The following is a 12907-nucleotide window of genomic DNA, read 5'->3' as shown; positions in this document are numbered from 1 at the left end:
CGACGTCGCTCAACAACCGGGGTGAGCTATGAGTGACGGGGGCGAGGACGAGCGCCTCGCCCCCGTCATCCCTCTGTTCGGCTCCGAGCCGCAGGCAGGCGGGTGGCACCCCGCCTGGACGGGTGAGGCCGACCCCTCCGCGGAGGACGACGTCGCTCCACCGGAGATCTCTTCCTCCGACGCTGCCGCCGAAGCCGAACGCGCCCTCCTCCGCCGCCTGCGGACGCGGCAGCTGTCGATCTCGGAGGCGCGGTCCTTCCTGGTCGAGAGGCTTGCGGGTCCGGGTGAGGCGGAGGCTCTGCTCGCCGATTTCGTCCGACGGGGGTACCTCGACGACGCGATGCTGGCCGAGCAGCTCATCCACGCCGCCACGGAGCGAAAAGGACAGGGCCGGCGCGCGATCGCGCAGACGCTGGCCGCCCGGGGCATCCCGCGCGCCGTCACGGAGCAGGTGCTGGACGGGCTCCCCGACGATGACGCCGAGCGCGCGCTCGATTTCGCCCGCGGGAAGGCTCGCCAGCTGAGCCGCTACGACGACGACACGGCACTGCGGCGGCTGATGGGGCAACTGGCCCGGCGCGGTTACCCCGGGTCGGTGGCCGCCACGGCGGCGCGCACGGCCCTCGCCGAGAACCGATCCAGTGGAGGGGTCCGCTTCCGCTGACCGGCGCGGGCTCGCGTGGACGACGGATCGCGCCGGTCGCCTCCGTTCCGCACGCCGCCGAACCTAGAATGGGGCACCATGACCATCCTGTCCGCCGCCCCCACGCTCATCGCGCCGTCGACCGCCGCGTACAGCGCGGACGGGCGCCCCCGCACGTACGAAGTGCGCACCTTCGGCTGCCAGATGAACGTGCACGATTCCGAACGCCTGTCCGGCTCGCTGGAGAGCGCGGGATACATCCGCGCCGCGTCGGGCGAGGAGGCGGACGTCGTGGTCATCAACACGTGCGCGGTGCGCGACAACGCCGCGGGCAAGCTGTACGGCACGCTGGGCCACCTGAAGTCACGCAAAGACGTCCGCGCCGGCATGCAGATCGCCGTCGGCGGATGCATGGCGCAGATGGACAAGCAGGCGGTCCTGGACAGGGCGCCCTGGGTCGATGTCGTCTTCGGCACGCACAACATGGGATCCCTCCCGAGTCTTCTCGAGCGCGCCCGTCACAACGGCGAAGCGGAACTGGAGATCCTCGAGTCCCTCGAGGTGTTCCCCTCGACGCTGCCCACCAAGCGTGACTCCGCGGCCAGCGGCTGGGTCTCGATCTCCGTGGGATGCAACAACACGTGCACGTTCTGCATCGTGCCGAGCCTCCGCGGTAAGGAGAAAGACCGTCGCCCCGGCGACATCCTCAGCGAGATCCGGATGCTCGTGGACGACGGCGCGATCGAGGTCACCCTCCTCGGACAGAACGTGAACTCCTACGGCGTGGAATTCGGCGACCGGGGGGCGTTCGGCAAGCTCCTGCGGGCGGCCGGCGAGATCGATGGCCTGGAGCGCATCCGGTTCACCAGCCCCCACCCGGCCGCGTTCACCGACGACGTCATCGCCGCGATGGCCGAAACCCCCGCCGTCATGCCGTCCCTGCACATGCCGCTGCAATCCGGCAGCGACCGCGTTCTCAAGGCCATGCGCCGTTCGTACCGGAGCGAGCGATTCCTCGGCATCCTCGACCGCGTGCGCGACCGCATTCCCCACGCGGCCATCACGACCGACATCATCGTCGGATTCCCCGGTGAGACGGACGAGGACTTCGAGGACACCATGCGGGTCGTGGCGGCGTCGCGCTTCTCCAGCGCCTTCACCTTCCAGTACTCCATCCGCGAGGGTACTCCGGCGGCCACGATGCCCGACCAGGTGCCCAAGCAGGTCGTTCAGGAGCGGTATGTGCGGCTGCTCGCCCTCCAGGAGGGGATCGCGCTGGAGGAGAACCGCCGTCAGCTCGGTCGCGAAGCACATGTTCTCGTCTCCACCGGGGAGGGCAAGAAGGACGCCGCCACGCACCGCATCACCGGGCGCGCCGAAGACAACCGCCTGGTGCACGTCGAGGTGCCGGCCGGATCGGCCGGTGCGCGCCCCGGCGACGTCGTGACCGCCGTCATCACCCACGCCGCGCCGTTCCACCTGCTCGCAGACAGCCCCGACGGCGCCCCGCTGCGAATCCGACGCACGCGCGCCGGCGACGCCTGGGACCGCGGGGAGGCCGGCTCGTGCGCCGTGCCGGCGACCGCCGCGGCCCCCCGTCCCGTATCGCTGGGTCTTCCGGGCCTGCGCGTCGGGGTGTGAGCGGGCCACGGCTCTGGGTGGTCGTCGGGGCCACCGGCACCGGGAAGACCGCCCTGTCGCTCGCGCTCGCCCACGCGCTGACGGCGGCCGGCCGATCGGCGGAGATCGTCAACGCCGACGCCATGCAGGTGTACCGCGGGATGGACATCGGCACGGCGAAGGTGCCGAGCGCCGACCGCGGCGGCATCGCGCACCATCTGCTCGACGTCCTCGAGGTCACCGACGAGGCCGCGGTCGCGTGGTATCAGGACGCTGCCCGCACGGCGATCCGCAGCATCCATGAGCGCGGCGCCGACGCCATCCTCGTGGGCGGATCCGGGCTCTACGTCTCCGCGGTGATCTACGACTTCCGCTTCCCCCCGCACGACGACGTGCTGCGCGCGCGGCTGGAGGAGCAACTGAACGAGCTCGGCCCGGGGGTTCTGTACGCTCGCCTGCGTGAGGCCGACGCCGCCACCGCCGCCCGGATCGATCCGCACAACGGCCGCCGCATCGTCCGCGCGCTCGAGGTTCTCGCGCAGGGGGAGGCGACGCACGGCGCGGCCCTACCCGACCGCCCGGTCCTGTGGCATCCCGACACCCGCATCGTGGGCACGCGGGTGGAGCGGTCCGAGCTGGTCCCGCTGCTGGACCTCCGGGTCGAACGGATGTGGCGCGAGGGTCTCGTCGCCGAGGTCGACGGGCTGCGTGCTCGCGGTCTGGAGGAGGGCGTCACCGCGCGCCGTGCGATCGGGTACGCGCAGGCCCTCGCGCAGCTGCGTGGCGAGGTGAGTCAGGATCAGGCGATCGCCGAGACCCAGGCGCTCACCCGGCGCTACGCGCGGCGTCAGGTGTCATGGTTCCGCCGGTACGAGGCCGTGACGTGGCTGGACGCGCGGACGGCCGATGCCGCGGCCCTCGTGGCGGACGACGCATGAACACGGTGGTGCGCGCCTTCATCGCCGACGACACCGAGGCCGTCGTCGCGCTGTGGCGGGATGCGGGGCTGACCCGGCCCTGGAACGACCCGTACCGCGACATCCAGCGCAAGATGACGGTGCAGCCCGAGCTCTTCCTCGTCGCCGCGACCGAGCGCGTCCTCGTCGGTTCGGTGATGGCCGGGTACGACGGCCACCGGGGGTGGCTGTACTACCTGGCGGTGGACCCGGCCGCGCGCGGACACGGCGTCGGCCGGGCGCTGGTGGCCGAGGCGGAGCGCCTTCTGGAGCGCATGGGGTGCCCCAAGGTGCAGCTCATGGTGCGCCCCGACAACGCCGCCGCCCGCGGCTTCTACGACGCCCTCGGCTACGAGACGTTCGACACGTGGGCGACCGGGAAGCGCCTGATCGCCGACTGACCGCCGCGGTGCGGGCGCTGCGGCCCGGGATCGGCCCGCCCTCCGCACCGTAGAATGGCCTCATGCCGCAGACCGTCTCTTTCACGAAGGGGCACGGCACCGGAAACGACTTCGTCGTGATCCTCGACCCGGATGGTGAGCTGAACCTGACGGATGCCCAGGTCGCGGTGCTGTGCGATCGCCACTTCGGGATCGGCGCGGACGGGATGCTGCGGGTGGTCCGCTCCGCCGCCATCGACGATGGCTCGGACGCCGCTGCCGCGGGGGCGGAATGGTTCATGGACTACCGCAACGCCGACGGATCGAAGGCCGAGATGTGCGGCAACGGCACGCGGGTCTTCGCCAAGTACCTGCAGCAGGCGGGACTGGCCTCGGTGGACGGAGGACTCCGCATCGGCACCCGCGCCGGGGTGAAGACACTCACGCGCAGCGACGACGGATTCGAGGTCGATCTCGGGCGTTACCGGATCGACGCGGGCGAGAGCCTCGTGCGGGCACGCGGCCTGGATGTCGCGCGGCCGGGCGTCGCGGTGGACGTGGGCAATCCCCACGTCGTCGTGGCGCTGTCATCCGCCGCGGAGCTGGAGGGGCTCGACCTGGGGTACCAGCCGATCCTCGACCCGGTTCCCCGGCAGGGGGCCAACGTGGAGTTCGTGGTGCCCGCCGACCCCCTGGTGCACGAAGGCACCGGGCGGATCCGGATGCGGGTGTTCGAGCGGGGAGTGGGAGAGACCCTCAGCTGCGGAACCGGCGTCGCCGCAGCCGCGCTGGCCGTCCGGCACTGGGCAGGTCCTGCCGCACCGGACCGGTGGATCGTCGATGTTCCCGGCGGGCGCCTGGGCGTGCGGATGGAAGAGGGAAGCGTGCTGCTTTCCGGACCGGCGTCGCTGGTGTACTCCGGCGAGATCTCCCTCGCCTGACCCCGGCCCGCTCGCCGCCTCAGGGCAGCGCGATCGTTCCCGTCTCCGGCGACCCGTGCCGGCGTACCTTCAGTACGCGGTACCCACGGCCCGTCGCCGCGCGGTACACGCTGTAGCCGCTCGGGAAGGTGGCACCGAGCCAGCGCTGCAGGGAGTCCGAACCGAGGTTGCGCTGCACCACCAGCCAGGCGTCCGAGCGCTCGTCCAGCCGCGGAATCCACTGCTCCAGCATCCCGTGCAGCTCGTTCTTGCCCACGCGGATGGGGGGATTGGAACGGATCGTGCGGAAAACGACATCGGCAGGAACATCTTCGGGCCTCGAGGCGTTGACATTATCGAGTCCCAGTTCCTCGGCATTGCGCCGCACCAGGTCCAGGGCCCGTTCATTGACGTCGACCGCCCACACCGTGGCGCGCGGCGACTGCAGCGCCAGTGACAGCGCGATCGGGCCCCAGCCGCAGCCGAGATCGAGGAAATGACCGCCGGCAGGCGGCGGGGGCGTGTGGGACAGCAGCACCGCGGTACCGGCATCGAGCCGGTCGGGGCTGAAGACTCCGGCCGCCGTCGTCACCTCACGGTCACGTCCGGCCAAGGAGACGCGGATACGCCGCAACTGCGCGGGACTCGCCGGCGACGCGCTGAAATAGTGGTCGCTCCCCATGCCGGAAGCGTAGCGGAGACCATCCGCACAGGGGGAGAGTTAGAGTGCCAGGGATGCCCCGCCCGGCCGGAACCGGACGCCGGGGCACCGAGGAAGGACGATATGACGGACACCACCACACCCCGGCACGGGCAGGACACGCCCGTGCAGAGCGCCGAGGAGACGCCGGTGGATCCGGTGGATCGTGTGCTCGCGCGCAGCGCGGCTCGCTCCGGGGTCAGCGTGTTCGGAGCCGCACAGGCTCTGCAAGACCAGACCACCGTGAGCGACGGCGACACCGACGGTGAGCAGTGGGACCGCGAGGAGCGCGCTGCCCTGCGGCGCGTCGCGGGCCTGTCCACCGAGCTCGAAGACGTCACCGAGGTCGAGTACCGCCAGCTGCGTCTGGAGAACGTCGTCCTCGTGGGTGTGCACCCGCAGGGCGAGCAGGACGAGGCCGAGAACTCTCTTCGGGAGCTGGCCGCGCTCGCGGAGACCGCCGGCGCCGTCGTGCTCGACGCCGTCCTGCAGCGGCGTCCGCACCCCGACCCGGCGACCTACGTCGGACGGGGCAAGGCCCAGGAGCTGCGCGACATCGTCGCGGCCGTGGGTGCCGACACCGTGATCGCCGACACCGAACTCGCCCCGAGCCAGCGGCGTGCCCTCGAAGACGTCGTGAAGGTCAAGGTCATCGACCGGACGACCGTGATCCTCGATATCTTCAGCCAGCACGCCAAGAGCCGCGAGGGCAAGGCGCAGGTGGAACTGGCACAGCTGGAGTACCTGCTGCCGCGTCTGCGCGGATGGGGTGACTCCATGAGCCGCCAGGCCGGTGGCCAGGTGGGTGCCGGCGGTGCGGGCATGGGTTCGCGTGGACCGGGTGAGACCAAGATCGAGCTCGACCGGCGCCGCATCCGCACCCGGATGGCGCTGCTGCGCCGCCAGATCCGCGACTTCGGCCCCGCCCGCGACGCCAAGCGTGCCGAGCGTAAGCGCCACACCATTCCGGCCGTCGCCATCGCCGGTTACACCAACGCTGGCAAGTCGAGCCTGCTCAACCGGCTCACCAGCGCCGGAGTGCTGGTGGAGAACGCCCTGTTCGCCACGCTGGATGCCACCGTTCGCCGGTCGCAGACGGCCGACGGCCGCGTGTACACGCTCACCGACACCGTCGGGTTCGTGCGCAATCTGCCCCCTCAGCTGGTCGAGGCGTTCCGCTCGACGCTTGAGGAGGTCGCGGGTGCCGACGTCATCGTGCACGTCGTGGACGGATCGCACCCCGACCCGGCGGCCCAGTTGGCCACGGTGCGCAACGTCATGGGAGATGTCGGTGCGCGCTCGACGCACGAGATCGTGGTCTTCAACAAGGCCGACCTTCTCGACCCGGACGCACGGCTCGTCCTGCGCGGCTTCCAGCCGAACGCGCTGTTCGTCTCGTCGCGCACCGGTGAGGGCATCGGTGAACTCCGTGCCGCGATCGAGGATGCTCTGCCGCTTCCCGCTGTCGAGGTCCGTGCGGTCGTCCCGTACGACCGTGGCGAGCTCATCTCCGCGGCGCACGACTCCGGCCTCATCCTGGCGGAGGAGCACCGCGCCGAGGGGACCTTCCTGCATGCGCACGTGGGGGAACGGCTCGCCGCCGAGCTCGCGCCCTACTCCTCCTGACGTCGCCACCACCAGAATCGGCCGCCGAACCTGAGTTCGGCGGCCGATTCGTTCGTTCCGGTGCGGAGCGTCAGAAGGGCAGAGGCGAGTAGCCCTCCGGCACGATGAGGATGCCGACGACCAGCCCGTCCTCGTTCACGGCGACGCGACCGGTCATTTCTCCGGCCTCGCACACCAGGGTCGTCGCCCCCACGACGGTGCCGACCACCTCGTCGTCGTCGGAGAGCTCGGCACCTCCGGGCATCTCCACGCGGGTATCGCGCAGGCTCTGCAACGCCCCCACCTCCCCGAGCACCGTCCGCCACGTCTCCGCGATCCGTTCCCTCGGCAGTTCGCGCGCGGTGACGGGGTGCATGATGGCGGCGAGCCCGTCCTGGTCGCCGGTCGCGATGAGCGTGAAGACGTGCTCCGTGATCGTGCGCACATCGCTCACCCCGCGCTTGGTCAGCGGCTCGCCGCCCACCGGATCGACCGGCTTCCCGAATCGCTTGAATGCCGCCTGTCGTGTCATTCCCAATTCCTTCCCGATATCGGCCCAGGTCCGGCCGTCGGCGCGCGCCGCGTCGACCGCAGCCTCCAGGCGCCGGCGGGCTTCCTGCACCGCTCTCTGTGCTGCACGGATCTCGTCCATGCCGGAAGTCAACCATTGGTTGACGGCAAGTGTCAACTTTCGGTTGACAGCTCCGGACGTGGCGCCGCAGAGGCTCAGCGATCCAGCGTGATCGGCTCGACCCCCGGCGTATCGAACCCGAAGACCTGCCCGAGGAACGACAGTTCGCTCTCCAGGGCGTGCGCGACGGTTTCGGCACGGCGGAAGCCGTGCCCCTCGCCCTCGTAGAGCACGTACGCATGCGGGATCCCGTGGGCAGCCAGCGCGTCGCGGATGGCCTCGGACTGTGCCGGCGGTACGACGCGATCGTCGGCGCCCTGCAGGATCAGCACCGGCACGCGGAAGCGCTCCGGCCGGCTCAGCGGTGACCGCTGCCGGTAGAGGTCGTCGGCTTCGGGCAGCGGGCCGATGAGCCCGTCGAGGTAGCGCGCCTCGAAGTCGTGCGTGTCGGTCGCCAGCGACCGGGCGTCGCCGACCGCATATCGGGCGACGCCGGCGCCGAATGCGTCGGTGCCCACGAGAGCTGCCAGCACCGTCCATCCTCCGGCCGATCCGCCGTCGATCCCCAGGCGCGCGCCGTCGGCCTCGCCGCGGGCCACCAGGTCGGCTGCCGCTGCTGCCACGTCGTCCACGTCGACGATGCCCCACTGTCCGCGCAGGCGCTCACGGTAGGCGCGACCGTAGCCCGTGGAACCGCCGTAATTGACGTCCAGCACCCCGATGCCGCGGCTGGTGAGGTAGGCGATCTTCGCCGACGCGGCCGGGCCCACGTGGGAGGTCGGCCCCCCGTGGACGAAGACCACGTACGGCGGCCGCTCGCCGGCAGGCCCCGTGTGGTCCGGATGGGTCGGGGGATAGGCGAAGGCGTGCACGGGTCCGTGCGGCCCGTCCGCCGTGAGCGACTGCGGCGTCGGCATCCACTCGTCCGGCAGCACCGCTGCTCCGCCCGACACGAGGACCGCGTCTTCGGTGTCGACGTCGACGAGCCACAGTCCGCTCTGCCGGCGAGCGCCGGCTCCGGAGACGAGGACCTGGCGCCCACGCGCGTGCTCGATCACCGCGCCCGACGTGACGGGCACCGGCAGCCTCCGCTCCCCGGTGCCGTCCAGGTAGACGACCTCGTCGGCCCCCTGGGTGCGCACCGCGACCAGGCCGCCGTCGACCGGCGCGAACCAGCGCGAGCCGAGCACCCACAGCGCGCCGCCCGTGTCGGCGTCGGCGGGGGCGACCGGATGCGGCGCCTCGCCGAGCCGAGCGCGCCACAGGTTCCACCGTCCGGTCGTCTCGTCGATGTAGGTGAGCTCGTCCGGGCCGGTCCATTCCGGCTGCAGGGGCGCTCGACCGGCGCCACCGGCAACGGTGGTCCACGTGTCGGCCGCACCGTGGGTCAGCTCGGCGACGCGCACCTCGGTGCGATCCCACGGCATGTCCGGATGGTTCCATGCCACCCATGCGAGCCGCGTGCCGTCGGGGGAGAGCGCGGGCTGTGCCAGGAAGTCGCTTCCCCCGACGACTCGTCGGACGGCCGTCGCATCCGTGGCGCCGGAACCGTCCAGGGGGATGCGCACGATGTCGCGGGCCGGGGTCGCGCCGTCGCGGGCAACCTCCCGGATCGCCAGGAGCAGGCCGGATCGATGGTGCAGCCCGCCGAACCGGGTGCGATCGTCCGGCGGGGTCAGCGGGCGGGGCTCCGCGCCCGGTCCCAGCGCCCACACGCGCTGGTCGCTCTTGTCGACGTAGACGAGCTCGCCCTCATCCGTGGCCGTCCATGCGCCGCCGCCGTACTCGTGAACGCTCGAGCGCGCACTCGCGGGAGCCGGCAGGACGTCCGTCACGGACCCATCCGCCGAGCGGCGCCGGACCGTGGTGCGCCCGCCCTCTTCGGGCACGGTCTGCCCCCACCAGATCTCGTCGCCGACGAATCGCGCGCCGTCCAGACGGGGGGAGGCCGTCGCGACCTCCTGCGCCGACAGCGGGGAAGGCCACGAACCGTAGGGGAGCGGAGTCGGCATGCCGTCAGCCTAGGCGCGCGAAACAGTCCGACATACCGCTGCGGCCCGGATGCGGCGCCGGTACCGTCATACCTCACGACGCCGCCTGCGGGCATGCGTCGCAGCCGCCCCCGCCGCTCGTGATCGCGCGCGGCGGGCCCCCACCTCCGTTCGAGAGCCAGAGATGCCCGACGAATCGCGCACCCACGTGCCGTTCTCCTTCGAGTTGTATCCGCCGCGTTCGGCGACCTCGGAGCCGGCGCTGCACGAGACGATCGCGCGTCTGGCCGAGGTGGGGCCGCGGTTCATCTCGGTGACCTACGGCGCTGGCGGTTCCACGCGGGGGCGATCCCTCGATGTGCTCCGGCATATCCGCCGCACCACCGATGTCCGCCCGCTCGCGCACCTCACGTGCATCGGCAACACCTACGCGGGAGCGGCCGCTCTCATCCGCGAGTTCCTCGACGCCGGGATCACGAGCTTCCTCGCGTTGCGCGGCGACCCGCCCGAGGGCGTCGGCGAGGACGAGGTCGAGCTCGGCGATCTGGAGAGCTCGGCGCAACTCGTGCAGCTCATCGACCGCGTCCAGGCCGAGCGAGCGCCGTACACGGAGGCGGGCATCCCCGGGCTCCCCGGCGCCGCACGCGTGGACCGACGCCCGCACGTGCAGATCGCCGTGGCCGCCTTTCCCCGCGGACACCCGCGTTCGCGGCATCCCCGCGAGCACATCGACGCGCTGCTGGCCAAGGAGGCCGCCGGCGCGACGCTGGCGATCACCCAGCTGTTCTTCCACGCCGACGACTATCTCGGGTTCGTCTCGCGTGCCCGCGCAGCCGGGGTGACGATCCCGATCCTTCCCGGCATCATGCCGATCACCTCACCTTCACGCCTCCGGCGCGTGCTCGACCTCACCGGAGAGGAGCTGCCGGCGGAGCTGGCGATCGACCTCGAGGTCGAGCCGACGGTGGCGGGACGGCGTCTGGTGGGAATCGCCCACGCGGCCGCCCTCCTCGCCGACGTGGTCGACGGGGGCGCTCCCGGCGTCCACCTCTATGCCGTCAACAATCACGACACGGTGCTCGCGGTGCTCCGCGAGGCCGGTGTCCTCACCCCGCACAAGGAGACGACGAGATGACCGCATTCCCCACCGGTACGATCCTCGGTTACCCCCGGATCGGCCGCCGGCGCGAGCTCAAGCACGCCGTCGAGGCGTACTGGAGCGGCACCATCGACCAGGGCGAGCTGGAGGCGCGGGCCGCGGCGCTCCGCCGCGCCACCCGCGCGAGGCTCGCGGCGCTGGGGCTCGGACGCACCGACTCGGCGATCCCCGAGTCGTTCTCGTACTACGACCAGGTCCTCGACGCCGCCGTCACGGTCGGGGCGCTGCCGGAGCGTTTCGCGCAGCTGCGGGAGGCCGACGGCGCCGTTCCCCTCGCGGCCTCCTTCACCGCGGCACGGGGCGCGGGGGAGCGTCCGCCCCTGGAGATGACGAAGTGGTTCGACACCAACTATCACTACCTGGTGCCCGAGATCTCGCCCGGCACCGTGTTCGCGCTCTCCAGCGACCACTACGCCCGCCTCGTGGCCGAGGCCCGAGCCGACGGTTACACGACGCGGCCGGTGGTCGTCGGGCCGGTGACGCTGTTGGCACTGGCCAAGGCCGCGGAGGGCTCACCGCACGGCTTCCGTCCGCTCGACCGCCTCGAGGACCTCCTGCCGGTGTATGTCGAACTCCTCTCGTCGCTGCGTGCGGCGGGCGCCGAGTGGGTGCAGCTGGATGAGCCGGCCCTCGTGAGCGAGAGCCTGCCGGAGGATGCGGCGACCCTGGCGGCAGCGGCCGAACGCGCGTATGCGGTGCTGGGCGGGGCATCCGTACGCCCCGCGATCCTGGTGGCGGCGCCCTACGCTCAGCTGAGCGATGCTGCGTGGACGGCGCTGGCAGCCGCGCCGGTGGAGGCGATCGCCCTCGACCTCACGCGCGGCGCCGTGCCCCCTGTCGTCGACGGGCTGGCCGGCAAGACGCTCGTGGGGGGTGTCATCGACGGGCGGAACGTCTGGCGGGGCGACCTCGGCGTGGGATGGGCGCGCCTGGATGCGCTCGCGGAGCTCGGCCCGGCAGCCGTTGCCGCCGCAACATCCACGTCCCTGCAGCATGTTCCGCACGATGTCGAGGACGAGACAGACCTCGACCCCCGGCTGGTGCCGTGGCTCGCCTTCGCCGACCAGAAGATCGGCCAGGTCGCCATCCTCGCCCGCGGCATCGAGGAGGGTTCCGATGCGATCGCTGCCGACGTGGCGGCGGCATCCGCCGCACTGGATGACCGATCGCACGCGCCCGGCGTGGCCGACGGCTCGGTGCGCGCCCGCGCCGAGGCGCTCACGGCGGCCGACTTCGCCCGCGACGCCTACGCCGCGCGTGAGGCGGCGCAGCAGGAGGCGCTGCATCTGCCGGTCCTTCCCGCCACGACGATCGGGTCGTTCCCCCAGACCGGTGAGATCCGCCGCGCGCGGGCGCGGTTCACGCGGGGCGAAATCGATGAGGCCGCCTACGAGGGGTTCCTTCGCGAGGAGATCGCCCGCGTCATCGCGCTGCAGGAGGAGCTCGGGCTCGACGTGCTCGTCCACGGGGAACCCGAGCGCAACGACATGGTGCAGTACTTCGCGGAGAACCTCGACGGCTTCGCGGTCACCCGCAACGGCTGGGTGCAGTCGTACGGTTCGCGGGCCACGCGGCCGTCGATCCTGTGGGGCGACGTATCGCGGCCGGCACCGATCACGGTGCGGTGGGCGACGTATGCGCAGTCGCTCACGGCGCTGCCGGTGAAGGGCATGCTGACGGGTCCGGTCACGATCCTCGCGTGGTCGTTCGTCCGCGACGACCAGCCGCTGGGGGAGACGGCCAATCAGGTGGCCCTGGCCCTCCGGGACGAGATCCGCGACCTCGAGGAGGCCGGGATCGGAGTCATCCAGGTGGATGAGCCGGCGCTTCGCGAACTGCTCCCGCTGCGACGCGACGCTCAGCCGGCATACCTCGACTGGTCGGTCGGATCCTTCCGGCTCGCCACGGCGGGCGCCGGCACCGCCACACAGGTGCACACGCACCTGTGCTACTCGGAGTTCGCGGTGGTCATCGACGCGATCGCGGCTCTGGATGCGGATGTCACCTCGATCGAGGCCGCGCGCAGCCGCGGCGAGGTGATCGGCGACATCCGCACGTCCGGGTTCGCGCACGGCATCGGCCCGGGCGTCTACGACATCCACTCGCCGCGCGTGCCGTCGGTGGACGAGATCGCCGAGCTGCTTGACCGCGCGGTCGCCGAGCTTCCCGTGCGCCAGGTGTGGGTGAATCCCGACTGCGGGTTGAAGACGCGCGGGTACGACGAGACCGTCGCGTCGCTCCGCCACATCATCCAGGCGACCCGTCGGACGCGTGAGCGGGTGTCCGCGCCGGTCGCCTGACG

General features: G+C 71.8%; 11 protein-coding genes. 8 read left to right on the top strand and 3 right to left on the bottom strand.

Going from position 1 to position 12907, the window contains the following annotated elements; translation table 11 throughout:
• Window positions 1–28: 28 nt before the first annotated feature.
• The 5 genes from AC2DGY_RS10640 (at window position 29) to dapF (ending at window position 4540) form a co-directional block, all read left to right on the top strand.
• Window positions 29–664 (top strand): regulatory protein RecX, encoded by a 636-nt coding sequence (locus AC2DGY_RS10640; protein WP_484509661.1) that lies wholly within the window; start codon window positions 29–31, stop codon window positions 662–664.
• Between the two features lie 78 nt (window positions 665–742).
• Window positions 743–2284 carry a tRNA (N6-isopentenyl adenosine(37)-C2)-methylthiotransferase MiaB gene (miaB, locus tag AC2DGY_RS10635; RefSeq protein ID WP_484509660.1) on the top strand — a complete coding sequence of 514 codons (1542 nt, stop codon included), beginning with the start codon at window positions 743–745 and terminating at the stop codon, window positions 2282–2284.
• Window positions 2281–3201, top strand: a complete 921-nt coding sequence (gene miaA / locus AC2DGY_RS10630) for a tRNA (adenosine(37)-N6)-dimethylallyltransferase MiaA (protein ID WP_484509659.1) — start codon at window positions 2281–2283, stop codon at window positions 3199–3201. The genes miaB and miaA overlap by 4 nt, the downstream gene beginning before the upstream one ends.
• Window positions 3198–3620 (top strand): GNAT family acetyltransferase, encoded by a 423-nt coding sequence (locus AC2DGY_RS10625; protein WP_484509658.1) that lies wholly within the window; start codon window positions 3198–3200, stop codon window positions 3618–3620. Before miaA ends, AC2DGY_RS10625 begins: the two co-directional genes overlap by 4 nt.
• A gap of 62 nt (window positions 3621–3682) precedes the next feature.
• Entirely contained in the window at window positions 3683–4540 is an 858-nt protein-coding gene (gene dapF, locus AC2DGY_RS10620; RefSeq protein ID WP_484509657.1) for a diaminopimelate epimerase, read from the top strand.
• Window positions 4541–4559: 19 nt separating this feature from the next.
• Here dapF and AC2DGY_RS10615 read toward each other — a convergent pair whose 3' ends face one another.
• Window positions 4560–5201: a class I SAM-dependent methyltransferase gene (locus AC2DGY_RS10615; RefSeq protein WP_484509656.1), complete on the bottom strand. Its 642-nt coding sequence runs from the start codon at window positions 5199–5201 to the stop codon at window positions 4560–4562.
• A gap of 102 nt (window positions 5202–5303) precedes the next feature.
• On the opposite strand from AC2DGY_RS10615, the gene hflX reads away from it, so the two are divergent.
• The gene (gene hflX, locus AC2DGY_RS10610) at window positions 5304–6845 is read left to right on the top strand and encodes a GTPase HflX (RefSeq protein WP_484509655.1); all 1542 of its coding nucleotides are present in this window, start codon (window positions 5304–5306) and stop codon (window positions 6843–6845) included.
• 70 nt (window positions 6846–6915) lie between these two features.
• Here the strand turns inward: hflX and AC2DGY_RS10605 are convergent, their stop codons facing one another.
• Both AC2DGY_RS10605 and AC2DGY_RS10600 read right to left on the bottom strand, forming a co-directional pair.
• Complete coding sequence (locus AC2DGY_RS10605) at window positions 6916–7476, bottom strand: hypothetical protein (protein WP_484509654.1); 561 nt, start codon at window positions 7474–7476, stop codon at window positions 6916–6918.
• A gap of 74 nt (window positions 7477–7550) precedes the next feature.
• The gene (locus tag AC2DGY_RS10600) at window positions 7551–9467 is read right to left on the bottom strand and encodes a S9 family peptidase (RefSeq protein WP_484509653.1); all 1917 of its coding nucleotides are present in this window, start codon (window positions 9465–9467) and stop codon (window positions 7551–7553) included.
• 163 nt (window positions 9468–9630) lie between these two features.
• Here AC2DGY_RS10600 and AC2DGY_RS10595 point away from each other — a divergent pair, with 163 nt between their 5' ends.
• Both AC2DGY_RS10595 and metE read left to right on the top strand, forming a co-directional pair.
• A complete protein-coding gene (locus tag AC2DGY_RS10595; RefSeq protein WP_484509652.1) occupies window positions 9631–10581 on the top strand; it encodes a methylenetetrahydrofolate reductase in 951 nt (316 codons plus the stop codon).
• Window positions 10578–12905, top strand: coding sequence for a 5-methyltetrahydropteroyltriglutamate--homocysteine S-methyltransferase (gene metE / locus AC2DGY_RS10590; RefSeq protein ID WP_484509651.1), 2328 nt, complete (start codon window positions 10578–10580; stop codon window positions 12903–12905). Before AC2DGY_RS10595 ends, metE begins: the two co-directional genes overlap by 4 nt.
• Window positions 12906–12907: the final 2 nt, after the last annotated feature.

The sequence above is a fragment of the Microbacterium sp. Z6_144 genome (genome assembly GCF_057197625.1).
The sequence above is the reverse complement of the archived record's forward strand: the minus strand, read 5'-3'. Positions and strand labels throughout refer to the sequence as shown.

What these genes read in the sequence shown, in the direction of transcription:
- AC2DGY_RS10595 (WP_484509652.1), top strand. Translation starts at nt 9,631, where the DNA reads ATGCCCGACGAATCGCGCACCCACGTGCCGTTCTCCTTCGAGTTGTAT.
- AC2DGY_RS10625 (WP_484509658.1), top strand. Translation starts at nt 3,198, where the DNA reads ATGAACACGGTGGTGCGCGCCTTCATCGCCGACGACACCGAGGCCGTC.
- AC2DGY_RS10600 (WP_484509653.1), bottom strand. Translation starts at nt 9,467, where the DNA reads ATGCCGACTCCGCTCCCCTACGGTTCGTGGCCTTCCCCGCTGTCGGCG.
- AC2DGY_RS10605 (WP_484509654.1), bottom strand. Translation starts at nt 7,476, where the DNA reads ATGGACGAGATCCGTGCAGCACAGAGAGCGGTGCAGGAAGCCCGCCGG.
- dapF (WP_484509657.1), top strand. Translation starts at nt 3,683, where the DNA reads ATGCCGCAGACCGTCTCTTTCACGAAGGGGCACGGCACCGGAAACGAC.
- AC2DGY_RS10615 (WP_484509656.1), bottom strand. Translation starts at nt 5,201, where the DNA reads ATGGGGAGCGACCACTATTTCAGCGCGTCGCCGGCGAGTCCCGCGCAG.
- AC2DGY_RS10640 (WP_484509661.1), top strand. Translation starts at nt 29, where the DNA reads ATGAGTGACGGGGGCGAGGACGAGCGCCTCGCCCCCGTCATCCCTCTG.
- metE (WP_484509651.1), top strand. Translation starts at nt 10,578, where the DNA reads ATGACCGCATTCCCCACCGGTACGATCCTCGGTTACCCCCGGATCGGC.
- miaB (WP_484509660.1), top strand. Translation starts at nt 743, where the DNA reads ATGACCATCCTGTCCGCCGCCCCCACGCTCATCGCGCCGTCGACCGCC.
- hflX (WP_484509655.1), top strand. Translation starts at nt 5,304, where the DNA reads ATGACGGACACCACCACACCCCGGCACGGGCAGGACACGCCCGTGCAG.